This is a genomic window from Nostoc sp. (assembly GCF_036919815.1).
In the GTDB taxonomy this organism is placed as follows: domain Bacteria; phylum Cyanobacteriota; class Cyanobacteriia; order Cyanobacteriales; family Nostocaceae; genus Nostoc.
Genome location: NZ_JBALCE010000049.1, coordinates 1 through 25,451, shown reverse-complemented (window position 1 = coordinate 25,451; position 25,451 = coordinate 1). Strand labels below are relative to the sequence as shown.

General features: G+C 42.5%; 18 protein-coding genes and 2 pseudogenes. 7 read left to right on the top strand and 13 right to left on the bottom strand.

Going from position 1 to position 25,451, the window contains the following annotated elements; translation table 11 throughout:
* Positions 1 to 2 precede the first annotated feature (2 nt).
* On the bottom strand, positions 3 to 1,331 hold the full coding sequence (locus V7K15_RS12460) for an acetyl ornithine aminotransferase family protein (protein ID WP_334905812.1): 1,329 nt from the start codon (positions 1,329 to 1,331) through the stop codon (positions 3 to 5).
* A 335-nt stretch (positions 1,332 to 1,666) separates the two neighbouring features.
* Between V7K15_RS12460 and V7K15_RS12455 the strand changes: the two genes are divergently transcribed.
* The gene (locus V7K15_RS12455; RefSeq protein WP_334905811.1) at positions 1,667 to 2,716 is read left to right on the top strand and encodes a serine/threonine protein kinase; all 1,050 of its coding nucleotides are present in this window, start codon (positions 1,667 to 1,669) and stop codon (positions 2,714 to 2,716) included.
* Between the two features lie 626 nt (positions 2,717 to 3,342).
* On the top strand, positions 3,343 to 3,477 hold the full coding sequence (locus tag V7K15_RS29975) for a DUF4351 domain-containing protein (RefSeq protein ID WP_442949668.1): 135 nt from the start codon (positions 3,343 to 3,345) through the stop codon (positions 3,475 to 3,477).
* 255 nt (positions 3,478 to 3,732) lie between these two features.
* Here the strand turns inward: V7K15_RS29975 and V7K15_RS12450 are convergent, their stop codons facing one another.
* The 5 genes from V7K15_RS12450 to V7K15_RS12430 all read right to left on the bottom strand — a co-directional run bounded on the left by V7K15_RS12450 (position 3,733) and on the right by V7K15_RS12430 (position 10,503).
* Positions 3,733 to 4,965 (bottom strand): M20 metallopeptidase family protein, encoded by a 1,233-nt coding sequence (locus V7K15_RS12450; RefSeq protein ID WP_334905810.1) that lies wholly within the window; start codon positions 4,963 to 4,965, stop codon positions 3,733 to 3,735.
* A 286-nt stretch (positions 4,966 to 5,251) separates the two neighbouring features.
* Positions 5,252 to 5,944: a DUF4337 domain-containing protein gene (locus tag V7K15_RS12445; protein ID WP_334905809.1), complete on the bottom strand. Its 693-nt coding sequence runs from the start codon at positions 5,942 to 5,944 to the stop codon at positions 5,252 to 5,254.
* Positions 5,945 to 6,256: 312 nt separating this feature from the next.
* On the bottom strand, positions 6,257 to 7,162 hold the full coding sequence (locus V7K15_RS12440) for an undecaprenyl-diphosphate phosphatase (RefSeq protein ID WP_334905808.1): 906 nt from the start codon (positions 7,160 to 7,162) through the stop codon (positions 6,257 to 6,259).
* 945 nt (positions 7,163 to 8,107) lie between these two features.
* Positions 8,108 to 8,788, bottom strand: a complete 681-nt coding sequence (bioD, locus tag V7K15_RS12435; protein WP_334905807.1) for a dethiobiotin synthase — start codon at positions 8,786 to 8,788, stop codon at positions 8,108 to 8,110.
* Positions 8,788 to 10,503 (bottom strand): protein kinase domain-containing protein, encoded by a 1,716-nt coding sequence (locus tag V7K15_RS12430; RefSeq protein WP_334905806.1) that lies wholly within the window; start codon positions 10,501 to 10,503, stop codon positions 8,788 to 8,790. The genes bioD and V7K15_RS12430 overlap by 1 nt, the downstream gene beginning before the upstream one ends.
* 304 nt (positions 10,504 to 10,807) lie before the next feature.
* On the opposite strand from V7K15_RS12430, the gene V7K15_RS12425 reads away from it, so the two are divergent.
* Positions 10,808 to 10,936, top strand: a complete 129-nt coding sequence (locus V7K15_RS12425) for a hypothetical protein (RefSeq protein WP_334905805.1) — start codon at positions 10,808 to 10,810, stop codon at positions 10,934 to 10,936.
* A gap of 362 nt (positions 10,937 to 11,298) precedes the next feature.
* Positions 11,299 to 12,315 carry a ribose-phosphate pyrophosphokinase gene (locus V7K15_RS12420; protein ID WP_334905804.1) on the top strand — a complete coding sequence of 339 codons (1,017 nt, stop codon included), beginning with the start codon at positions 11,299 to 11,301 and terminating at the stop codon, positions 12,313 to 12,315.
* A 1,009-nt stretch (positions 12,316 to 13,324) separates the two neighbouring features.
* On the opposite strand, the gene V7K15_RS12415 is transcribed toward V7K15_RS12420, so the two are convergent.
* From V7K15_RS12415 to rsmI, 4 genes are all read right to left on the bottom strand, one after another.
* Positions 13,325 to 16,969 (bottom strand): response regulator, encoded by a 3,645-nt coding sequence (locus tag V7K15_RS12415; protein WP_334905803.1) that lies wholly within the window; start codon positions 16,967 to 16,969, stop codon positions 13,325 to 13,327.
* Between the two features lie 422 nt (positions 16,970 to 17,391).
* A complete protein-coding gene (locus tag V7K15_RS12410; RefSeq protein WP_334905802.1) occupies positions 17,392 to 18,303 on the bottom strand; it encodes a hypothetical protein in 912 nt (303 codons plus the stop codon).
* Positions 18,304 to 18,361: 58 nt separating this feature from the next.
* Entirely contained in the window at positions 18,362 to 18,640 is a 279-nt protein-coding gene (locus V7K15_RS12405) for a GlsB/YeaQ/YmgE family stress response membrane protein (RefSeq protein ID WP_334905801.1), read from the bottom strand.
* 850 nt (positions 18,641 to 19,490) lie between these two features.
* Positions 19,491 to 20,351 carry a 16S rRNA (cytidine(1402)-2'-O)-methyltransferase gene (gene rsmI / locus V7K15_RS12400; protein ID WP_334905800.1) on the bottom strand — a complete coding sequence of 287 codons (861 nt, stop codon included), beginning with the start codon at positions 20,349 to 20,351 and terminating at the stop codon, positions 19,491 to 19,493.
* 360 nt (positions 20,352 to 20,711) lie between these two features.
* Here rsmI and V7K15_RS12395 point away from each other — a divergent pair.
* From V7K15_RS12395 to V7K15_RS12385, 3 genes and pseudogenes are all read left to right on the top strand, one after another.
* Positions 20,712 to 21,569, top strand: a pseudogene (locus V7K15_RS12395) (sugar kinase); the annotation flags it as partial.
* 322 nt (positions 21,570 to 21,891) lie between these two features.
* Positions 21,892 to 22,752 (top strand): 3'(2'),5'-bisphosphate nucleotidase CysQ family protein, encoded by an 861-nt coding sequence (locus V7K15_RS12390; protein ID WP_334905799.1) that lies wholly within the window; start codon positions 21,892 to 21,894, stop codon positions 22,750 to 22,752.
* 148 nt (positions 22,753 to 22,900) lie between these two features.
* The gene (locus V7K15_RS12385) at positions 22,901 to 23,623 is read left to right on the top strand and encodes a hypothetical protein (RefSeq protein ID WP_334905798.1); all 723 of its coding nucleotides are present in this window, start codon (positions 22,901 to 22,903) and stop codon (positions 23,621 to 23,623) included.
* 46 nt (positions 23,624 to 23,669) lie between these two features.
* Here the strand turns inward: V7K15_RS12385 and V7K15_RS12380 are convergent, their stop codons facing one another.
* The 3 genes and pseudogenes from V7K15_RS12380 to V7K15_RS12370 form a co-directional block, all read right to left on the bottom strand.
* Positions 23,670 to 24,557, bottom strand: coding sequence for a hypothetical protein (locus tag V7K15_RS12380; RefSeq protein WP_334905797.1), 888 nt, complete (start codon positions 24,555 to 24,557; stop codon positions 23,670 to 23,672).
* Positions 24,558 to 24,605: 48 nt separating this feature from the next.
* Positions 24,606 to 25,115 (bottom strand): hypothetical protein, encoded by a 510-nt coding sequence (locus V7K15_RS12375; protein WP_334905796.1) that lies wholly within the window; start codon positions 25,113 to 25,115, stop codon positions 24,606 to 24,608.
* Between the two features lie 242 nt (positions 25,116 to 25,357).
* Positions 25,358 to 25,451, bottom strand: a pseudogene (locus tag V7K15_RS12370) (photosystem II protein D1); the annotation flags it as partial.

Sequence of the window (25,451 nt, the reverse complement as noted above, 5' to 3'; positions counted from 1 at the left end):
CCCTACTCTCCCTCATTTTTTAAAATCTCGCTGATAATCTGAAGGGCAATTTGAATTTGTTCACTGTCAATAACTAGAGGTGGACAAAAACGAATTGCGGCTTTACCGCAACCTAGTAATAATAAACCGCGTAAAAAAGCTTCTTGGATAATGCGATCGCGCAATTTATAATCAAGATTACCCTGTTCATCCAATAAATCCACCGCAACCATCAAACCTTTACCTCGTGGCGGCGATACTCTAGGAAATTTTTGATGCAACGTGGTAAGACTAGCTTGTAATAATTCTCCCATCTGGGTAGCGTTAGTCATCAAACCACTTTCCAGCAGTCGCAGAGTAGCAATACCGGCAGCACAAGCTACGGGATTACCGCCAAATGTGGTAGCGTGAGAACCAGGAGGCCAAGTCATTAACTCTGGTCTAGCAAGTATTGCTCCTAATGGCAGACCACTGGCGATCCCTTTAGCTGTAGTAATAATATCAGGCATGACACCCCAATGCTCGATCGCAAATAAGCGACCAGTCCGCCCCATTCCCGCTTGCACTTCATCCACTACCATCAGAATACCGTGGCGATCGCAAATCTCCCGAATCCGTTTTAAAAAACCATCTTCGGGGACGATATACCCACCTTCTCCTTGAATTGCTTCAACGACGATCGCCGCTACCTCTTGCGGTGGTAAAATTGTGCTAAATACCTGTTGTTCCAAGTAATCTAAGCTAGCGTGAGTGCCGTAGGGGATATGAGTCACCCCAGGAAGCAAAGGCCCAAAATTAGCTCGCTGTACTGTTTTGGAACCAGTGAGAGACATTGCCCCATAGGTGCGTCCGTGAAATGCACCTAAGAATGCTACGATTAGCGATCGCTTGGTGTAATATCGAGCTAGTTTGATGGCTCCTTCGTTAGATTCTGCCCCGGAATTGGTGAAAAATACTTTTGCGGGAAATCCGGTGTGACTCTGTGGGTGGGGAAAGGGGGCGCGAATCGCTAATTGTTCCGCTAGTTCCACCATCGGTTCATAATAAAAATCCGTCCCCGACATGTGCAGCAGACGTTCCGACTGTTCTTGAATTGCTTTAACAACTTCTGGGTGGGCGTGTCCCGTGGCGGTAACGGCAATACCTGCGGTCATATCCAGAAATACATTGCCATCTACATCTTCTAACATACAGCCCTGGCCGCGAGATGCAACTAAGGGATAATCGCGGGTGTAAGAAGGGGAAGTTACGGCGCGATCGCGTTGTACAATTGCTTGAGCGCGAGGCCCAGGTAAGGAAGTTATTAGGCTGGGTGTACGAGGTAAATTTAGATTAATAGGGATAGCTAACATAATTTTTTAGATTTTTTTGCATATTACTGATGATTAAACCCTAAAAGTTGATTGCTTACAGTAGCATTTGATTCCATTGGTGTAGAAATTACGCATTCACGAAAAATTCGAGTATACGTCAGCGATCAGGCAAAAATACAGAAATCCTCAGAAGTTGCCCGTTTTTATAACACAACTTCTGCGATCGCGTCATCTTGTATTTTTTGAAGCATAACAGCTTCACTATTAGATATCAGGGTACAAGCTACAGCACATTTTTTAGAAAAAGGTGTATTACATTCACAGCAGAATTGTTATATGCAAAAATTAATACAAGTCTCTGAGATAATCAACCAATGACTTGGGCATCTGGACAAAAGTTACACCGCGATAAGTATGAAATTAAACAACAGTTAGGACAGGGACAGTTCGCTATTACTTATCTTGCTGAGGATCGGGATGGCAAGAATGTTGTAATTAAAACATTGGATTCCAATTTACTTAATCAATTAAGTAACGAAGACCGCGATCGCTTAAAATCAGGTTTTGCAGATGAATCCCGCAAACTAGCAATATGCAAACATCCGAATATTGTCCAAGTCATTGATACCTTCGAGTCAGGTGATTTAAAATGCATGGTTATGGAGCATATTCTAGGAGATAATTTAGCCAACATAGTCCAACCGCGAAGATTTCTCCCAGAAAAAGAGGCTTTAGATTACATCCAACAAATTGGAAAAGCACTCATTGCAGTTCATAAACAAGGATTCTTGCATCGAGATGTGAAACCAGAAAATATCATTCTGCGGGCAGGTACGCATCAGGTTGTCTTGATAAACTTCGACTTAGCACGAAGATTTGTTGATAACCCAGTTTCAAGTCGTGGTAACTTGGTTGATAAATTTACACCAATTGAACTGTATTCTAACTCTCCTAGACAACAGGCGCGACGTAAGCCTTGGACTGATATTTATTCTCTTGCTGCAACTTTATATTTTTTATTAACAGGAGAACTGCCAGAAAGTGCTATTGAGCGCCAAGATAACAATAAGCGTTTAATTCCACCTAAGCAATCGAATCCTAAGATTAGCGATCGCGTCAATCAAGCCATTCTCCACGCAATGGAACTACAACCCGACAACCGTCCCCAAACAGTAGAAGACTGGTTAAAAGAATTGGGTTGGAGAAGGAGATTTACTTTTCCTAGTTTGGGAAATAAACATTTACAGGTACTGCTAGCAGCAATCCTCGCAGCTGGCGCACTTGCAACTAAGATAGAACCTTTGATTTCAGCACTTAATAATGGTGTTCAATTGATTGATAGATTTTTCTCAAGTCCATCAACACCGACCAATTCCCCAACACAACAAACGCCATCATCCCCCACTCAACCACAAAATAGGTAATAACGGCTAGCTATGCCTACGCAATAGTTAGATCGGCAGTCGCATTAGTTGCTTTTGCGATCGCAAATGTTAGATCGGTAGTCGCATTTGCTGCTTTTGCGATCGCATTTGTTAGATCAGCAGTCGCATTAGTTACTTTTGCGATCGCATTTGTTAGAACGGTAGTCGCATTTGTTGCTTTTGCGATCGCATTTGTTAGATCAGCAGTCGCATTAGTTGCTTTTGCGATCGCATTTGTTAGAACGGTAGTCGCATGTGTTGCTTTTGCGAGGGCATTTGTTAGAACAGTAGTCGCATGTGTTGCTTTTGCGAGGGCATTTGTTAGAACGGTAGTCGCATGTGTTGCTTTTGCGAGGGCATTTGTTAGATCAGCAGTCGCATTTGTTGCTTTTGCGAGGGCAATACGTTTGTCGAACTCAGGTTAACATTCTTAACATTACGGAATTTACAAAAACTCAATCTTCCTCTTCGCGCCTCTGCGTAAGCTATTTATAGCCTAATTCAGCAACGCCACATTCTCCATACCTACTGATGGAAAACCACTATAACCAACAAAAAGCGTGTCAGAATCAACATTAGCCATCAATAAATTGAGTATATGTTCTGGCAAGACGGACAGCTAATATATAACGGCAAATACAATTATTGAGAGAGTTCAAGTTTTAAACAAGGAAAAGTTAGAAGCATTAGGAAGGGCACTTTTGAGAATTTCATCTCTAGCTGATTTATTTATTTGGTTAGATGGGCAGGAAAGTAATTAATTTCAGATGTCGATCAACTATAAAGTGATAAAGCCGGAGGTAAAAACTCCGGCTTGTTATATAGTTATTTATCATAAAAAGTCAAATAAATTTAACTTAATTAAAAACCAATATGGTTCAGTTAAGGCTTAATTCTTTATCGAAGTAATTTTTTTAACGTAGACGCAAACGCGAGAGCGTCTCGCAGAGAAGAAAGAGAAGAAAGAAATGCTTAACTGAACTGTATTAAATTAAAAACATCTAATTTCCATTGACTCAACTAAAAAACTTCTCCACGCATCTGACAAATATCTCCACACCCATTCCCAATGCCGTTTCGTCAAAATCAAACCGGGGATGATGATGGGGATATGCTAAGTCTTTCGCGGGGTTAGCAGAACCTAAAAAGAAATAGCAACCAGGAACCTCTTGCAAGAAGAATGACATATCTTCAGCAGCCATAGTTTGGCATTCTGGTACAATACCCATTGGGGTTTCTACCACTTCTTCTGCTACTGTTCGCACCAATTCTGCTATCTTAATATCATTAATGACTGGTGGATAAAGTGCCCAGTATTCTAAGTCATAATTCGCCCCCTGACTCTGACAAATTCCGGCAATAATCTGCTCGACGCGTTGATGAAAAAAGCCTTTCAAACTAGGATTAAAATACCTGACAGTGGCACTCATTCTCGCTGTATCAGCAATCACATTCCGCTTGGTTCCAGCATGAAGTTCGCCTACTGTCACCACTGCTGAATCAATGGGATTAACATTCCGAGCGACAATGGTTTGCAGAGCATTCACGATTTGGGCAGCAACTACAACAGAGTCAACAGTTTGATGAGGTAGTGCGCCGTGTCCACCTTTGCCCAAAATCGTGCAGTTAAAGCACTCTACAGCTGCCATCAAAGCCCCAGCCCGTACACCCACTGTTCCCAAGGGCAAATTATTCCACAAGTGCAAACCGATAATCGCGTCAACATCAGGATTTTTCAGAACTCCAGCTTCAATCATCGGCTTTGCGCCTCCTGGTGATTCTTCTGCTGGCTGAAAAATAATTTTCACGGTACCAGAGAAGTCTTGGCGATGCTGCTGGAGATAGTAAGCTGTACCTAATGCGATCGCAGTATGTCCATCATGTCCACAAGCGTGCATCACTCCATCATGCTGCGATTTGTAAGGCACTTCGTTGAGTTCTTGGATTGGTAAAGCATCCATATCTGCCCGAATCGCCAAAACTTTGGGATTTTGGATTGTTTCTGAATCTTGCCCCTTGCCTTTTATGGTGGCAACAATACCAGTGTGAGCAATACCAGTTTGATGCTCAATTCCCCATTCTTGGAGCTTTTGTGATACAAATTCAGCCGTCAGTTTTTCTTTAAAACCCAACTCTGGTTGTTGATGCAATCGCCGCCGCCACTCTACTAATTGCGGTTGCAATGAACGGATTGCCAGTCGGATGCGAGATAGGTCAACAGAAGAGGGATTGGGAAAGGTAGAAACCATTATGAAGACAAACTAGTTAAGTACAGGTAACTTAGTTTATTTTCCCAGTTTATCGTCGGGAGTGGGGAGTTTGTTCCCTTTTATGGTGGCAACATTGCTAATAATTCAGTTAGGAACGTGGATTAAATAAAATGCAAAACTTCATCCTATCTCTAGCTTCCCTCTCCTTTATAAGGAGAGGGATTGAGGGTGAGGTAAGCCAGGGACATAAATTGTATGTTATTTAATTCTTATTCCTTAGTAGAGAACAAGTAGTTGATCATCCCGCCAGCTTGCCAATAGGACTTCAGAACACTTTGGGATTTGGGGAAGTGCGAGTGGAAAGCACTATTTTTTTTTCGGCTGGCTTTTCTAAGAAGTTTTCGGATAGTAATTTGGTCAAAGCATCGGGATGTAGTTGCCAGTTTAATAATCCAGATAACCCCATCACCAAGCCAAATATAGTTGGAACCAAGGCGAGGTAGAACAACCATTTTTTCTGAGATAGAGATGTAATGGCAAATAGGGAGACAGAGAGCGATAAGGAGGCATCAGCTAGGTCAAACTGGTCGTCATGGTAATTCAGCTGGTCATAGGTTGTTTGATCTTTTTCGGCAACTACCTTCTGTTCCTGCTTTTTCTGGTCTTCTTTATCAGCAATGACTTGATAAGCTGCAATCTGTTTTTCATAGTCAGCCCTGACAGCAGAAGATTGAGAAACAGATTGCAATTTCAGTTGCGTTATATTTGATTTAGCTATTTCTTCACGAATATTACGAGACTGGTATAACGCCCAATCGTCAATTTTATTTGCTTGAGCTTGCTGCATTGCCTGAACCAGATTATCGTCTTTGACATTGCAGATTCCCATAAAGGTTGCAATCAATGCAACTGCAATTGCAACAGCATTATTTAGACTACTTTTGCGTTTTTCGCGGTTAGCTGACGTTTCGGGTTCATCGTTTTCCTGCTCAACTTGGTCAATCGGGTTTATGTCCATTTCACTTAAAGATAAAACAACGGTTTCAGTGCCAAAAAACTTTTGTATTATTTTGCATAACTAGGGCGGGCAAGACTTTCCTGCGGAACGCTACGCGTAGCTTCCCCGGAGGGGTACGGCGTGAGCGCTACTTCTCTTCTTAGGCTGCGCCAACGACGTCGCTCAGTACAAGTCAGTACAAGTCAGTCGAACGCTGCCCACCCGACAAGAGTTTTACTTCCAGATGATATACAAGTTAAATGTCCAACAGCTTAATACCGATGCTCCTAGTTTTCTGTTCCGATGTTACTAATACCCCATTATCAGTTAAAATCAATTTTGCAACCAACCAGCCATCACAGCAACTATCAAAAATACACCCATCGCCAAGCGGTAGAAAATAAAAATCAAGGTACTGTGTTTTTCTAGGTAGCGTAGGAGTCCCCAAATTGCTAGAAAAGCGGAAATGCTGGCGGAGATTAAGCCCACTAATAAAGTCAACCAACCAGCTGCACTCAGTCCGGCTTTCGTAAGTGTGTGGAGTTCTACAGCACCCGCCAAAATCACGGCTGGTAAGCCCAACAAAAAAGAAAATCGGGCAGATGTCTCCCGTTTCATGCCCAAAAATAACCCAGCAGTGAGGGTGGAACCAGAGCGAGAAACGCCAGGAATCAGGGCAAAAGCTTGAGCAACCCCTACCCAAATGCCATCCCAGAGAGTGAGGTTGTCGAAAGTGCGATCGCGTCCTCCGCGTTTTTCGGCGATCGCCAGCAATCCTGACATAATAATTGAAGCCGCTCCGATAACTACTAACCCTCGTATTGGTGAGTTACAGGCGTTAAGAATTGGTTTGAGTAGCACACCAGCCACAGCAATCGGCAAAGTTCCTAACAATAAGCCTAACATCAGTTGCAAAGAACTAGATTGATAGTCTTGCCTGCTAATTGCTCTAACTGTCTCTCCGGTTAATTTTTTTAAGTCTTGCCAAAAATAGACTAAAACAGCAGTTAAGCTAGCTAACTGCATTGCTGCGGAAAAAGCAGATCCCGGATCTTTCAGTCCCAGTAGAGTTGGCACTATCCGCAAATGAGCAGTACTGCTAATTGGTAGTAGTTCTGTAATTCCCTGAACGATGCCTAAAATAATCACGTCAATCCAGCTAAAGTTAGCAAAGTCTAGATTTACTTCGCTACCGTTGCCACAGACTGCACTCGCCACCACAAAAGAAAGCATCATCATGTCAGGCGTAAATAAACAATTTAGTTTTAATCAAATATCGACAAATTAACTTATGCTAGTGACGTTTCTGTGACTAAGATATGCCACTTGGATGACATTTATATATCGTGTGTTCGCGCCGGGTATCGTCAGACAAGAAAATACCATTTGCTAATTCTAAAAACGTCTTTAAACATTCATAAAACATTCATACAGCTTTTCTCAGGTAAGTAGGTAGGCGTAATTAAATATAATATCAAACCTCACCCTCAATCCCTCTCCAAAGTATCGGAGAGGGAAGCCGGAGGCAGGGTGAGGTTTTATATTTAATTTGACCCACTTACTTAAATGAGGTACACAGGTAGGGGCACAACAATGTTCATTGGTGTCAACTTAAGCGCAAACCCCTTTAAAACCTAGTTTCCAGCCTCTGGCTGGAAATGCTGCTCTTGGCGGCTCTGCCGCTTTTCAAGAGGCGGAGCCTCTAGAACGGCATTCCCAGTCTCCGACTGGGAACGAGGGAATCTATCAAAGCTTTGTCTAGACTGGTTTTTACGTGAAGTTGACACGTATGAACAATGTTGTGCCCCTACAATAATCTGTACAGAGGCGCTTGTTGCAATCTGCTCTATTTGGCACAGACGAAAGCTGCTAATGAAGTGGTGTTTTACTCACCAAAGATGAAATAAGGCAGGTAAATCCTGCCTGGTGTGTCACTAGAGTTAGGTTAATTCCATTCTTCCTCACCATTGCACGTCTTATTGACAAAGCTATTACCAAGTTATGTCAGAACTGTGACTGCACCACGCTACTTTTTATCCAATGCCCCTGATTAGTGCTGAGTTTTGAGTACTGAGTGCTGAGTGGGGGAGCAAGAATTTTAGATTTTAGATTTTGGATTTTAGATTGAAATTTAATCCAAAATTTAAAATCCAAAATCCAAAATTGAATTGCCCAATGCCCAATTTAAAATGTCAGTGTTTCCCAATCTAAATCTGATGCTATTTGAGCAAGTTTATCTAAATCAGTCAGGTTATCTAAATAGGGTAAGCAGCCTAAAACTGGTGTGTTAGTGAGTGATTGAATCAATTGGTGTGGTGTCCAGTCGGCTATTTCTGCATCCGTTCGAGGTTGTACGCAGTTCAAAACAATGCCTTTGAGATTGACGCGCGATTGTCTAGCTAATGCTACGTTTGCCACTGCTTGAGCGATCGCACCCAATCTAACGGGTACCACCAATACCGTTGGTAAACGCCATTCTCCGGCTAAATCGGCTACCGTTAATTCCTCAGTTACTGGCGAACCTAACCCTCCCAAGGCTTCTACAAGCACAAAATCACGTTGCGATCGCAATTTCGACAAAGCTTGCCACACAACTGCTAAATCTACTCGGCGATTTTCCCGTGCTGCTGCTATGGGAGGGGCTAAAGGTGCTTGAAAGTATAAAGGTGTAATTTCTTCTGGAGTTTGTTCTAGTACAAATAGCTTTTGATACCACTCGCGATCGCCAATTCCCGATTGAATCGGTTTCATGATTCCCCAGCTACGCTGCGGGTAATATTTTTGCCAATAGGCTGCTAACGCTGTTGTTAAAATAGTTTTACCAGCTTCGGTATCAGTTCCAGTAATCAGTAGTGTGTTTAACATTAATTTCTTTGGCCAGAAAATGGTTGTGTTCCATCAACCGGCGGGAAAGTTGGCATTTCACCACTCGGAGGAATTGGGAAGGGTGTTTGTGTCGGAATTGGAATCGGTGTCTCTGTTGGAATTGGTAGGGGTGTTTGTGTCGGAATTGGAATCGGTGTTTCTGTCGGAATTGGTAGGGGTGTTTCTGTCGGAATTGCGATCGGTGTTTCTGTAGGTGTTAGTTTGACTGGTTTTTCTAATACAACATTCAGATTGTAATTGCTTTCGGCAACTGCTGAAACCAGTGTTAACTCAATAGTATATCTACCAGTAACCAGCAATGGGCTTTCATAGGATGTTACTTGCTGGGCATTAGGATTAATTGGTTGTTGATTGGGACTTAAGACTGTGAGCAAAACGCTGCTTCCTGGGTCAATAAACGCAGTTAACTTGTCACCTTCAGTCCCAAAAAAAGTGTACCGGATTATTTGATTTGTTTTGATCCTATCTTGAACCGTGGCTGTGTTATTAGATGCTCCCAGATTGAGGCGCTTAGTAGATACAACAGGTTGCTCGTTGATGGGTGTGGGTGTGGATGGAGATGTAGTACCACCAGAAATGACTGGTGAAGGGAAATTTTGTGGAAGCGTCTGTGAGGATGTTTTCGGCTGACTGCGGATAGAACTTACTAGTGTCCAAGAACCGAATCCCGCGATGATTACTACAGCACTGCCAATTGCTGCGATCGCTAAAGGATTATCCAAGATTGAGCTAGTGTTACTTGGTGGAATCACAGGAGCAGGTCTTTTGGGCGAAACTGCTGGTGGTACGAGGTCACGACGGCGACCAACAGTCATGGTTTGTAAGTTTGATACATCGGGGGTAGAAACACTGCTTTGAGCCAGAGATTGCAGTGCTTGGGATACATTAGCAGCAGTTTGGTAGCGATCGCTCGGTAGATGATTCAACATTCGATTCAAAACCAGGGCAAATCGCGGATTAACTTTTACCCACCGTTGCCAATTCCAAGTTAGTTGGTTTTCGTCAAATAGCTCCCTTGGTTCTTTACCAGTCAGCAAAACAATTGCACTCACCGCTAAAGCATACAAATCACTACTAGGATAAGCTCCCCCTGTTTGCATTTGTTCACTAGGAGAGTAGCCTAATTTTCCCACAGTGGTTTCTGGCATTGCACTCTCTGGCGATCGTAAACGTGTTGCTAGTTCCTTAACCACCCCAAAATCAATTAACACAGGTTTAGCGTCACTATCTCGCAAAATAATATTTTCTGGCGAGATATCCCGGTGAATAATCCCTCGACTGTGAATATGCTCTAAAACAGGCAATAACAACTGTATCAGCTGCAAGACTTCAGCCTCTGTGAAAGTTTGACCCACAGCATGACGTTCAGCCAGCAGAGTTCGGTACGTCTGACCTGCAACGTAGTCCTCCACCAAAAATAAACCTTGGTCTTGCTCAAATCTTTCCCGGAATTTAGGTACTTGTGGGTGTTGTATTTGATACAAAATGGCAGCTTCCCGGTGAAAAAGCTCTTGTGCCCTCTCCCAAGCCAAAACCGACGTTGCTGTTGAAATCAATTCCTTGATCGCGCAAAGTTCGTTAAAGCGCCTCTGGTCTTCTGCCAGATAGGTTCTACCAAATCCTCCTTGTCCGAGAATTTGAATTATCCGGTAACGGTTTTGCAAGACAGTGCCAACTGTAATGGGTGGTTGCATGAGTGATTGATTTCTACAAGCCGCACACTCATGACTATAAGTCACGAGTTAGGCACTCCATATTGTGTTAAATTTAGCATATAGCGAAAACGAAGCTCAACCGAACCACGATAACTGTTCGCGCAGCCTCTCCCCTTCTCTACGAGACGCTACGCGAAGGGAGAAGATATAGGGTTCTACTAAGAAATAGATACTTTTGTATCGCTCCACAAGGTGAGTAAAATCTTTAAGGTACAGAGGTTAAACATACTTAACTTTTTAGGTACAGATTATAGGCGATCTGCAACGCCGGGCGTATGCAGTTATGGCTGCATCCAACTGGGGCGATCGCAACCACGCAAAAATCAGCGCACTACCTAATAGCCCCAATGCCATCCCAATAGCAACACGGATGCTGACTAATCCGGTGGCAATGTTTTTTGTAAATGCGTAATTTTTAGAATAATAGGCTACATATTTACTACTTAGATAGAAGTGTTATACTGTTATGAGAAGAAAGTTGAATATCACTTAAGTTATAAATGAGGTAGTTAGCAGAAGCTATCTAGCACACCAATCTTTGAGAGATTGGGTTATTTACCTCAACTCAAAAAATTTTAACTATAGACCTAGTGGACGGTCTTGATGTCCGTTAAGCTATCAATAGTTTGTAAACTTAGAAAATTAGACACTTAGCGAATGATAATTTCATGAAAAAATGTTTTAATTTTGTATGAAAGCTTCAACAAAACTCACAGATGTTTTTTTAGGCAATTTCTCGGTTAAATCTATTAAATCTTTAATGATAATATTGTTATGAATGCACATAGAGGATCTGCTGTGCTCAGTTCTGCAACTTTCAAAGTGCAACCATCTGCAACAGGACTGAACGACAATCATCGCCTGCGGCTGTTTTCTGGCTCTGCCAATGTCCAACTGTCTCAAGAAGTCGCTCGTTATGTGGGTATGGACTTGGGGCCAATGATTCGCAAAAGATTTGCGGATGGAGAACTTTACGTTCAAATCCAAGAATCGATTCGCGGTTGTGATGTTTATTTAATCCAGCCATGTTGTCAACCCGTGAACGATCATTTGATGGAATTAATGATTATGCTTGACGCCTGTCGTCGAGCTTCGGCGCGACAGGTAACGGCAGTAATTCCCTACTATGGGTATGCCCGCGCCGATCGCAAAACGGCAGGACGAGAGTCAATAACTGCCAAGCTGGTTGCTAACTTGATCACCGAAGCAGGTGCCAACCGCGTTCTAGCAATGGATTTACACTCGGCTCAGATTCAGGGCTATTTCGATATCCCCTTTGATCATGTTTACGGTTCGCCAGTATTGCTGGATTATCTAGCAAGCAAACAACTACCAGACCTTGTAGTTGTTTCTCCCGATGTTGGCGGTGTAGCACGAGCTAGGGCATTTGCGAAAAAACTGAATGATGCTCCACTGGCAATTATTGACAAACGTCGTCAGGCACATAATGTTGCCGAAGTGTTAAATATCATCGGCGATGTTAAAGGCAAAACGGCAGTGTTGGTGGATGACATGATCGACACTGGGGGCACGATCGCAGAAGGGGCGCGATTACTGCGTGAAGAAGGAGCGCGTCAGGTATACGCCTGTGCAACTCATGCGGTGTTCTCTCCACCAGCGATAGAAAGGTTATCCAGTGGCTTGTTTGAGGAAGTGATTGTGACAAATACGATTCCCATAGCAGAAAGCGATCGCTTTCCCCAACTAGTGGTGCTGTCAGTAGCTAATCTGTTAGGAGAAACTATTTGGCGGATTCATGAAGATACTTCCGTAAGTAGTATGTTCCGCTAGATTGTCATTCGTGTTATAGCATAAATTACCCACGCTGTCCTTTTGATCCGGTACAGTGTGGGCTTTTCCTCGTGCGGTGCGAATGCTACTCATACCCCACTTCTAGGAACACCAGCACAGGTTAATGCAAAGGCTAATAAAAAAGATGACTCCTTAGCTCGACTTTATCCAAAATTAATAACTTGGATCTCTTGTATCGGCAAAACCCTAGCTTTTTGGCAAAAACTTTTTCCATATCACTGATTTTAGGTGAAAACTAAAAAGTAAAACTACGGTCATACAAAGCTTTCAGCGTCAGCTAAAGCGTTGCCAAAAAATGGATAAAGTCGAGCTTAGAGGTTGTTTGAAAAGTGGTATTTTGTGCTTTTAATCACATTATTACCCCCCTTAATCCCCCCTTATAAAGGGGGGAAACAAGAAAATCCAGTTCCCTCCCCAATGCATCGGGGAGGGTTAGGGTGGGGTAAAAAAATATTTGATACATCAATCATGACTTTTCAAACATCCTCTAAGCTCGACTTTATCCATTTTTTGGCAACGCTTTAGCTGACGCTGAAAGCTTTGTATGACCGTAGTTTTACTTTTTAGTTTTCACCTAAAATCAGTGATATGGAAAAAGTTTTTGCCAAAAAGCTAGGGTTTTGCCGATACAAGAGATCCAAGTTATTAATTTTGGATAAAGTCGAGCTTAGAGGTTGAATAAACAAGTCTAATTTATTACTAGCCCTGGCACAGGTGCGGCTATACAGACAAAACCCACCGACCTGGGTGTAAAAGCCAATACGCTTGGGTTAAGGCTAAAAACTAAAACTGGCGTAGGTTGGGTTGAGGAACGAAACCCAAGATTATCAAGGCTTTGTTGGGTAACGCTTACGCTCAACCCAACCTACTATTCTTCTTAACTCAAGCGTATTGGGTTAAAAGCCCTACTTTTTCGTTAGTCCACGGAGGAAGACCAAAGTTTGTGTAGTAGCGAATTTTATTCGCCCAATACTTTTCAAACATCCTCTTAACGATACAGCCAAACCCGGAGTAGTGAAAGCAGTTGCTCAGTATCTACAGGTTTGGTGATGTAGTCAGAGGCTCCAGCTTCAATGCACTTTTCCTTGTCGCCTGGCATGGCTTTAGCAGTTAAAGCAATTATTGGTAGTGAGCGAAACTGTTGTTGCTGGCGGATGGCGCGGGTGGTTTCGTAACCGTCCATTTCCGGCATCATGATATCCATCAATACTATATTAATGTCGGGATTAGCTTGCAGCCTCTCGATGCCATCTCTGCCATTTTCGGCAAACAGCACTTGCATTTGATAGCTTTCTAAAAAGCTGGTGAGGGCAAAAATGTTTCGCAGGTCATCATCTACAATCAAAATTTTCCGATTAGCCAGCACCGGGTCTGTTTGATGTAGTTGCTCTAACATTTGACGCTTTGGTGGGGGCAAATTTGCTTGCACCCGATGCAAAAATAGGGCAGTTTCGTCTAACAACCGCTCTGGCGATCGCACATTTTTAATAATAATTGTCTCTGCTAGTCCCCGCAGTTGGGTTTCTTCTTGTCGGCTGAGTTCTTTGCCAGTGTAAATGATGATCGGCAGTTTCAAAAGTCTAGGTTCAAGCTTGATCTGCTCAATTAGTGCAAACCCGCTCATATCGGGCAGACCGAGATCCAGCACCATACAATCGAAGTGATGCGATCGCAAAATCAAAAGTGCTTCTGCCCCCGTACCCACTGCTGTACTCTGGACATCACTATTACCAATCAGTTCGATAATACTTTGGGCTTGTACGGGGTCATCTTCTACGATCAGGAGAGTTCTTACCTGACGATCAATAAAGCCTTTAATTTCACTCAATACCTGAGTTAGCGCTTCTGGAGAAACGGGTTTTTGGAGATAAGTAATCGCTCCTAGCTGTAATCCCCGTTGTTGTCTTTCATCAACAGAAAGTATGTGTACTGGTATATGTCTAGTGTTTGGGTTATGCTTCAGACGATCCAGCACCGTCCAACCATCCATCTCTGGCATCTGGATATCTAACATAATCGCATTGGGTTTAACTTGCTCCGCTAATGCTAGACCTTGTTTGCTATGTAAAGAAACGATGGTTTTAAAGCCCTGCTGACGTGCCATATCTAGTAAGATGCGGGCGAATTTATCGTCATCCTCGATAATTAGCAAAATGCGATCGCCCGGTTGAATTATTTCGCGATCGTCTGGAATTTCGCTGGGTAAGGTACTAAGTACTTTAACGGATGCAGATGTGTCTACAGTTATGGGTCTGCTTTCGACCATTGGCAATTCTTTGATGATCGATGCTGTGCGGATAGAGGTGATTGGCTCAGAAGGTGATGTGGTGAGAATATTTTGACCATTGTTTTCCTGTGGCCTGGGCAAGTAAAGGGTGAAGGTACTTCCCTGTCCTGGTTGGCTGACTAATTCAATTCTCCCTCCCAACAGTTGAGCCAATTCGCGGCTGATGGACAAGCCCAAGCCAGTTCCCCCATACTTGCGGCTGGTTGTGCCATCTGCCTGTTGAAATGCCTCGAAAATAATCTTCTGTTTCTCGGCTGAAATGCCTATACCCGTGTCGCTAACTGCAAAGGCAATCATCGGATTATCAACTTCGTCTACCTCAGTTGCTATGTAAATTTGTAACTTTACGCCTCCCTGTTCGGTAAACTTAAAGGCGTTAGACAGGAGATTTTTCAATACTTGTTGCAGACGTTTGGAGTCGTTATAAATTGTCGGGGGTAACTGATCATCCAGTTGAATAGTAAAACTGAGTTCTTGATTCTGGGCAAGTTGCCGGAAAGTCTGCTCTAGAGATGTCTCCAAATCTGCAAGAAGAATTTGCTCAATATCGAGCGACATAGTACCCGACTCAATTTTTGCCAAATCTAGAATGTCATTGATCAACTCCAGCAAATCAGTCCCAGCCGAGTAAATAGTCCGGCTGTACTCTACCTGTTTGTCGGTCAAATTGCTAAGAGAGTTATCTGCTAGCAGCCTTGCTAAAATTAACAGGCTATTTAGCGGTGTCCGCAGCTCGTGGGACATATTCGCCAGAAATTCTGACTTATATTTGGAAGACAACGCCAGTTGTTCCGCTTTCTCTTCCAAAGACTGCCTCGCCCGCTCAACTTGCTGGTTCTTGCGGGCAACTTCCTGATTTTGAACTTCTAACAATTCTGCCTTTTCTTCTAGATCCTCATTTAGTTGTTGTAATTCCTCGTTAGACTGTTTCACAAGAAATTGTGATTCCTGCAACTCGTGCGCCTGTTCTTCTAAGCGTTGATTGCTTTGCTGTAGTTCTTCTTGCTGAGTTTGCAGTTCTTCTGTTAAAGCAACAGACTCTTGAAGTAGTTGCTGAGTTTGGGATTGTGAGGCGATATTATTTAAAAAGACACCCAGAATTTCACTTAATTGCTCTAAAAATGTCAAGTGCAATTCCTTAAAAGACCCAAAAGAGGCAAGTTCAATTACGGCATTCACCTGCGTCTCAAATAGTATAGGCAAGACAATAATATTTAGCGGTGGAGCTTCACCTAAGCCGGAACTGATGCGGATATAGTCATTAGGAACTTGCGTGAGCAGGATTCTTTGTTTTTCTAGGGCGGATTGTCCCACCAATCCCTCACCCAAACGAAACTGATTTGCGAGGTTTTTCCGCTCTTTATAAGCATAACTACTCAACAACTTCAGTACAGGATCGTCGTCTATAGATTCCATCGCATAAAAAACGCCTTGTGATGCTCCAACTAGTGGTGCTAAATTCGACAAGATCATCCGAGACACACTATTTAGATTTCGCTGCCCTTGGAGCATCTGGGTAAATTCAGCTAAGTTAGACTTTAGCCAGTTTTGCTCGTCATTTTTTTGAGTTGTGTTTCGCAAATTAACGATCATCTGGTTGAAGGTGCGCGTCAACACGCCAATTTCATCTTGGCGATCGCTATCTGGTAAAGTCACCGATAAATCCCCATCCGCCATTTTTTCTGCTAAATCAGAAACTCTCTTTAGCGGTACTGAAATATGTCTGGTCAGGATGAATCCGATCAAAGCTAAGATCAAAGAAAATACAGGGATACTATAGACAATGCTAGCGATCGTTTGCCGAGCAGCTACTTGTGCCTTCTCAGCGCGCTGTTTGAGCAGTGTATCCTCCTCAATTTTCATCGTCTGGATAACTTTGCGGATTTCACCCATTAGCAGCTTGCCCCGGTCTGTCAGAACGACCTTCTGAGAAGCTTCAAAGCCTTGGTTTTGGCGCAAGTCAATGGTTTCTTGAAGTTCAGCCAGCTTTTGAGCGATTAGTGGCTGTAAAACATCAAGCCGACTCTGTTGCTTGGGGTTATCTGCTGTTAACCTCTGAAGTTCATTAACTTTTTGAGCCAGTACTTGAGTGGCAGCATTATAAGGTTCTAAATAGCTCTGTTTTCCAGTAATAATATAACCACGCTGCCCAGTCTCAGCATTTATCAGTTGCAAGTTGAGGTCTTCAAGCTGACTTAACACTTGGTAGGTATGGTTTTCTTGGCGCGAAGTTTCGATTAGATCGTTGGTACTTTGGTAGGAGATTAGACCAATGGTGGTCAGAGTTGCCAAACTCAGGGCAAAACTTACTCCAATCTTGGTTCCAATCTTCAAACTGTTCAACATTATTCCCGGCAGGTATTCAAATTATTTCTGTTTTTGAGACTATTATGATGATCTTTTAATTATCCAAAACAAATGTAATATATTTAATTTACATCTGATCTGCCTAGTTTTTTGCACCTCAGATATCAATCCTGCGTAGGTTTTGCCTAAAAAATAGAAATGTGTAGGTTGGGTTGAGGAAGGAAATCCAACCTAAGAGCGGGGTTTGTTGGGTTTCACTATCGCTCAACCCAACCTACGAATATTCTTAACCGAGCAGTATTGCGTCAGATATGATCATTTGTATTCTAATACATTTAGAATGTAACGTTACTTTAAATAATAAAAAATAATTTTTTCTCAGAGAATTTAGATAATTTAATAAATATTAAATTATTAGATAACATAAATTTTTATAGATATCCATAATCACGGTAGTTTAACTATAAATTCGTAATAGTCTGGCGATCGCTTCTAGCTGCATTAAGTTCAGATTGGCTATAGATCCGAAAATGTTGAATCTTGTTACTCTCTAAAATAGCTCTTGCACCTGCCATGTAGATATCAGTACTATTTAGGACTAATAGGTAATTGCCAAGGGTCACTTGATGTTCATAATATCTGGCTAGCTCCTCAGGAATTCCTAAAATAGTGTAGTTATCTTTGCAACTGCTGATATCTATCTCAGTAAAACCATTTAGCGTGTTTGTATCCTTAGCAATCACCGAAACTTGACTCATCGGAAAGCCAGCACTTTTCAGTTCAGTAAGTGCTGTTTCTGTGTCTTGGCGCGTAGAAAAAATACCAACTGCATTTTTATAGCGACTATTTGGAGTAGAGTATGGCTGATAAATACCAGACTGTTGAAGATCACGGCTATTAAAAATCCTTTTAGCAACACGAATCTCTATATCTATACCGGTTACTATCACCAAATAGTAACCTTTATAAACTAGATCGCTGTAAACCTGTGCTTGCTCTTGAGGAATTCCTAAACTTAGCAACAAACCACGCAAACCACCGACTAAAGTTGTAGCGATCGCTGTTGCTTCTCTTCCGGCTAGGATGACTCGGCCTATACCAGGAATTACCCAAACCACTAAACCGACTAATAAGCCAATAAGACCGCCTAAAGTACCACTATTAACGGTTCTAGCAGCATATTCTGAGAATGTATTGCTAGTGCTATCTTTAGGTTCAACACCAGCAATATCATTTTGTTCTTCGGCATTCCGTGCAATTACAGAAACTTTGTGCATTGGAAAATTAGAAGCTTTTAGTTCCTGAAGTGCTAATTCTGCATCCGAACATCTAGCGAAAACTCCTATAGTTATTCGCTCTTTTTCTAATGTCATTTTATCGGTTTATTGCAGCTAGAAGTGATTCCCAAGACTGTCAGCTAATTTCAGGTAATTACACAGCTCGACGAGTTACTAAACCCCAAATGAAAATCAGTAGCATCGCACCAAGAACGGCAAATAAAATGCTTCCAAGGGAAAAAGCTCCTACAGATGCGGCGGCGGCAGAACTACTTCCTAGCAAAGTCTGACCCAAATAACCCCCAACAACGGCTCCAAGGATTCCTAAAACAATGGTGGAGAGAATGCCGCCACCTTGGGTTCCTGGATAAAATAACTTAGCTAATGCACCTGCAATTAAACCTAAAACCAGCCAAGCAATAATGTTACCCATTGAATTTTTCCTTAGTGAGAATCTGCTTTCTTTGCTTTTGACTTTTTTATCTTAAAGTTTTCCGACAAATTTTCTGATCTATCTAGAGAACTAATATCAAAAATCTTTAGATATCATTTGAATATTCACTAGGTGGTATTTGAAGATGAATAGATAAATTAGTAACAATAATGTCTTTGGTATGGCAATCATAGTTTTTTGACTGTAACTATATAAGTAAGTGGGCAAGAATAAATCAAACTAAGTTACGCAATGTAAAATTATCAAACTAGCCCTTTCAAGGTAGGTAAAAATTTTGCTGAAAAAATCCCTGTTTAATCTCTACAACTCTGTGTTATCTGCGCTAGTAAGGTTAAATAAATTACTTTTAAACCGCAGATGCACAGAAGAAGACACTTGCGTGGGCGGGTTTCCCGACTTGAACAAAGTGTCCGTGACACAGAGAGAAAAAACAGATTTTAGGAGCCACCTTGAAAGCGCTAATTATAGAAATTAGGCACTGTACAAATTTACATACTGTAGGGGCAATTCATGAATTGCCCCTATCTAAAAATAATACCAAGTTGCGATAGATAGTATTATTTGCTCAAAAGTTAGTCCAGTAGCGGCCCCAAACAAGACTAACTTTGGCAACTTGGTATAAGAGGATGTTTGAAAAGTATTTTTGGTAACATCAAAGCCTCTCGACCCTTGCCTAACGGCAGGCTGACGCCAACGGGGAGAGGAATGGAAGCGTGGTTTCTAGTATATTTTGCAACTTTTCAAACAACCTCTAAGGGTTTCGGCTATTGTTTGCGTAAGTCCTGAATACAAAACTTTGATTATTCACTGCCACTTATTTATTAATTGTTCAAGACTCAGGAGTGAGGACTATAGAAAGAGCTAGTTGATAGAGTTGGCGACGGGGAAGGAAAGTAGCTTTTGCTAACTGACGGCTAGCTTGCGATCGCGATATTCCCTGAGTAATTAACTGTTTCAATTCGGCTTTCAATTCCTCTTGTGTCAGTTGGGGCTGACTGGGCGGAATTCCTGCCACTACTAATGTATATTCACCTTGGGGTTCTCGTTGGCTGTAGTGAGCGATCGCTTCGGCAATTGTCCCCCGCCAAAATTCCTCATACAATTTAGTTAACTCCCGCCCTAGCACAATTTGGCGATCGCTTCCCCAAACTTCTGCTAAATCTTGCAAAGTATCTCGCAAGCGGTGGGGCGATTCGTAGAAAATCAATGTGCGAGATTCTGTTTGCAGAGATTCTAAATGTTCTTGTCTCTGTTGAGTTTTCGGCGGGAGAAAGCCTTCAAAGACAAACCGATCCGTTGGTAGTCCAGCTGCACTCAAAGCAGTAATTGCGGCACTAGCACCAGGAATGGGAACTACCGGAATTCCCGCCTCAATACAGGCTTTCACCAGTTCATATCCCGGATCGGAAATTCCTGGCATTCCCGCATCACTCACCAGAGCGATCGCTTTATCGTTAACTAAATGCTCTAATAATTCTGGGATGCGGCTGGTACGATTGTGTTCGTGGTAACTCACCTGGGGTGTTTTAACTTGAAAATGCTGTAGTAATTTCCCTGTGTGACGGGTATCTTCGGCAGCAATGATATCCACAGTCTGCAAAATTCGCACCGCCCGAAAGGTTATATCTTCCAGGTTGCCAATTGGTGTGCCGACAACGTAAAGTGTTCCTGGTTTTGGATCGGTTTGCATGAGGGAGAGGTAAAAGTTAGGAGTTTGGAGAGACGCGATTAATCGCGTCTGTACAGGAGTTTGGAGAGACGCGATTAATCCCGTCTATACAGGAGTTTGGAGTTAAAAATAATAATTTATGCACCTATACGAACATATATGACAAATGATAATCTAAAATCCAAAATCGTTCGACTGAGCATCTCGACTTCGCTCGACGGAACCGTAGCCTTACCCCTCCGGGGAAGCAAGCTACGCGTAGCGTTCCGCAGGAAAGTCCAAAATCGTTCGACTGAGCATCTCGACTTCGCTCGACGGAACCGTAGCCGTACCCCTCCGGGGAAGCAAGCTACGCGTAGCGTTCCGCAGGAAAGTCCAAAATCGGATCATGGTTTATTTGTAGGTTTAGTAACCTTAGATTTGATTTACCTTGCTGACTCTGCCCCGAAGAATAATCAGAAGATTGTTGCTACTGACTATACTGTAGCGGCAGGAGGCCCAGCTACAAACGCGGCTGTGACTTTCAGGCATTTAGGTAATCAAGCTACAGTCTTGGGTGTGGTGGGTTCTCATCCCATGACGCAGCTAATTCGCGGTGATTTGGCAAATTACAAAGTTGCGATCGCAGACCTTGAGCCTAGCACTGATTTAGCACCGCCTGTATCCTCAATCATTGTCACCCAAGCCACGGGTGAACGAGCTGTGGTTTCGATCAATGCTGTCAAAACTCAAGCCAGCAACGCATCTATCCCGCCAGATATTTTGCAAAATGTCAATATACTACTGATTGATGGACATCAGATGACGGTTAGTTATTCCATAGCCCAAATTGCTAAAGCCAAGAATATCCCAGTTGTAATTGATGGTGGTAGTTGGAAGCCTGGATTTGAGCAAATTCTACCATTTGTAGATTATGCCATCTGTTCGGCTAATTTTTATCCCCCGAACTGCCAGACTAAAGAAGACGTTTTTACCTATCTGGGTGGATTTGAGATTCCTCACATCGCCATTACCCACGGACAAAAACCAATTGAATACTTGAGTTGCACTAAAACTGGTATCGTAGATGTGCCGCAGATTCAACCGGTTGATACATTAGGGGCTGGAGATATTTTCCACGGTGCTTTCTGTGATTACATTTTAAGGGAAAGTTTTATTGATGCACTGGCACTGGCAGCTAATATTGCTGCCGATTCCTGTAAATTTTTTGGCACCCGGCGCTGGATGGATTTAAAATAATTACGTAATTCGTAATGACGCTTGTTGACTCGCTAACGCTACGCTAAGGAACGTGGATTAAATAAAATGTAAAACTTCATCCTGTCTCTAGCTTCCCTCTCCAATATATCGGAGAGGGATTGAGGGTGACGTGTATCTTATAGCGTTTCCTAATCACATGAGGTACATCATAGCCCCCTCATCGCTTGCTCTTAGGGGGTTGGGTGTGGGGTTCTTGTACCTCACTCAACCGAGAACCGCTATATTTAATTCTTATTCCTAACGTAAGCATCTCTGTACGCCTCTAATCACGTTATACATATTTTTAGATCAGGTCAAATTAATGAAAGACTTACAAGAAATATTAGCGATCGCTCGTGAGGTAGGTTGGGGTGCAGCAGATATACTGCGATCGTATTACCACGGCACTGCAAAAGACCCTAACTTAGAAGTACAATATAAAGAAAATGAGCCTGTCACCGTTGCTGATGTAGCTGTGAGTCAATACATTTTGCAGAGGCTACAAGCAACTTTAGGTAACGAAGATTTTGCTTACATCAGTGAAGAAACTTACCAATCGCCAACTAGTGAGGCACAGCCTTCCGCCCCTTGGGTATGGATAATTGACCCTTTGGATGGCACACGAGACTTTATCGAAAAAACTGGAGACTATGCAGTTCACATTGCTTTAGTCAAGGAAACGCGCTCAGTTTTAGCAGTGGTAGTAGTACCAGAGGCTCAAAAGTTATATTATGCTACCAAAGGTGGGGGTACATTTGTAGAAACCCGTGATGGTTCTGTTCCTTTAAAAGTGTCGTCAGGTAAACGAGTTGAGGATTTAACCTTAGTCGTTAGTCGCTCTCACCGCAACCAACGCTTAGATTATTTACTACAAAAATTACCCTGTCAAAATCAGAAAGCTGTGGGTAGTGTAGGCTGCAAAATCGCCACAATTGTCGAGCAACAGGCAGATGTCTACATTTCCCTTTCCGGCAAGTCTGCGCCCAAAGATTGGGATATGGCAGCCCCAGAACTGATTTTAACAGAAGCTGGTGGTAAATTTACCCACTTTGACGGTACTCCCTTGCGATATAACACCGGTGATATCAATCAATGGGGAGGTTTGTTGGCTAGTAACGGTGAATATCACCAGATGCTGTGTGAGGAAGCAGAAAAGATTTTAGCGCAGTTTGACCATAGCTAATGGGGCATTTATACCAATTCTCTGTAAACTTACACTTAATAATTAATTCCTTGACTGATCTCTTTACTTTGTGTACTTTGCGGTTCGTTTAATTAAGCAATTTTTTCCTTCTCTTTCTTCTTTCTCAGGACTCTAGATTTTAAATAAAATGTTACGACTTTATCATTTATTAATAGGTTCTATTTTGCTGGTGTCAATACCACTGGTGGCAAAATTTATTCTCCCCCAATTTTATCCACCCAAAGTAGTAAAATCCTCTGCTGCTGCAAAACTTCCCAACCATAACCAGGGAAATATCTGGCAAAAAATCCTGGGAAATGCTGCTGCTCCAACTAACTGGCAAGTCGCTGCTTGTAAAGGAAATGCACCTTTATTGTGTGTCTCTTCTAAAGGGGAACTTTTGGGTACAGTTGAGATTAACATTTACCCACTAGCAAAGAATGAGGATTTCCAAAAGAAACTTGTAGCAGATGGTATTCCACCTGGTTCCGAAGTGGACTACCAAAGTTCCAAATACCAAACGCAGGTATTATCAGCACTCAAGGCTTGGGTTGCAGATGACTACGCTGCTTTTGTGAAAGCTCGTCAGAGTGAATATGGAAAACAGATTCTTTTCTCAGCTTATCCACCGCAACCGGTACCCATTGGTAAGCTTCAGGGAATCCGTTATGGGTTCGCCGGACTCAACCAACAAGGGGGATTACAAGAGCAACATATCAGTCATGTTGCCTTTGATGGTAGTAAAGTTTACCTAATGACCACTGCCTTTGCTCCAGGTACGCAAACAGGTAAGTTTGAGAAACTGGAAAACTTGACTATTTTTCAACCTTACTTAGATGCGATCGCAGCAGATTTGCATTTACCCCAATAGGCATGGGGCATGGGTTATTCTCCCCCATTCCCCACTCCCTATCAACCTAAATCTCAGCCACCGCCCGTTCAATCAACCGACGTGCTAAAGTTTGCGTGCCAGTATGTTCATAATAATTCGTTGCTACATCCAGGAACGCCGCGAGGTAGTCTAACTTATCATCGGCAATATCGACAAAATTTTGCAAATTGCCAACTACCTTTTGTGGGGTTAAATTATTCGCGCTGACTAACCCACTCATCCAACCTTTAACTGAGTCAAAGCTTTCGCCAATAAAGGCGAGTTTACTACCAGCATTGTTGCCTGGAATCACATCTTTAATGTTTTGGAAAGTCGAGTTTTTTTCTAACTCCTGGGGATTTGTTTGATTAAGCCCAGATATCGCTTTACTGATGAAGTCTGGCCCCAGAGGGATTAAACCATCAACGCAAACTAATGCCACCATGCGGATCAGTGACTCACCACTATATTCACCTAAAGAGGCGACAAAATCCCCAATACTATCTCCAGGAATGCCGTTAATTTGGCAGAAGGCTACCAACTCAGCTACTAATTTTAATGTCAGATCGATGGTTTGGGCTTTGTCAGGTTTGGGAGTGATAGAGTTTAAAAAACCCAACAAAGGAATTTTCTCGCCAACTTTGTTAGCTAAAGCGGCTGCACCAATCGCTCTATCTGTACCATCAACGGTTTGATATAACCACAAGGCTGTTTGGTATCCTTGGGATTTATCGTTAAATAGATAAATCGCTCTTTCACCAATTTGCTGAATTAAATCTTCGTCGGTTTCGCCAGTAACAGTCTTAATGGTGTTAACAAAGCCGACGGTATTTTGCCACTGTCCAGGAGCAACAAAATCGAGGGAATTCAACATAGAAATGGTCAAGCCGCTAGTTGGTAATTGATCAACCAACTCAACAATCGATTTACTCACAAAAATCTCCTTATTTAGGTTTTGTTATCTGAATGTTCGTAGTACAAATCATTTCAGTTTAGCCAAACCATTCAGATTAAACTTCTCTAGCCAATCGGCGCGATCGCTAGCTTTAAATGACGGATCACGGGAAAGTGCTTTTACTTGGTACTTACCTACCAAAATTGCAGTTTGCGTGTTACCAACTTCTACTGCGGGATAACCGCCAATTTTTTTAGTACTCTTCGAGAACTTTGCTGCTGCACTCGGTGTGCTGGTAGTATCAGAAATAGACAGCAACGCTATATCTTTACCGCCTTTTTTCAACTTCGCTTCCGCAAAGCCTTTTTTCTCTTGGGTATAGACGCGCTGGTAGCCATCACCTGCATCAGGGAAAAGTTTATTAAATTTGCTACCCTGAGTTGCGGTCTTAGTTACCGCTTGACCACTTTTTTGTTGAGTGCTTTCTTTTTGTACTTGGTCAAAACGTCCCGGTGCTTTTGGAGTACAGGCTGTTGTCAGTAGTACCACTGACAGCAACAAAGCAGCTACTATCCTACGCCCACGGTGTAAAATCATTCTTGGCTTCTCCTTATACTTGAGCTTTGAGGCAATTATCAGCGCTGCTAACAATTTTTACTCGTAAAATTTACTTTTTGATAATTATGGCCTACTTTTGATGCAACACCCATGAATATTTTTGCACTTAAAAAACCAGTGCCATGCTTAAGGTACCAATTAACCCAATGCAAAAACGCCCTCCTTTCGGGAGAGCGTTTTTTACTTATAGATCAGCGTGAGCTGCGGATATCAGATTATGATTAACCGTTGATAGCAGGAGCGGTTAGAGCCACAGGAGCAAAATCACCAGCAGCCAAATCTAGGGGGAAGTTGTGAGCATTGCGCTCGTGCATT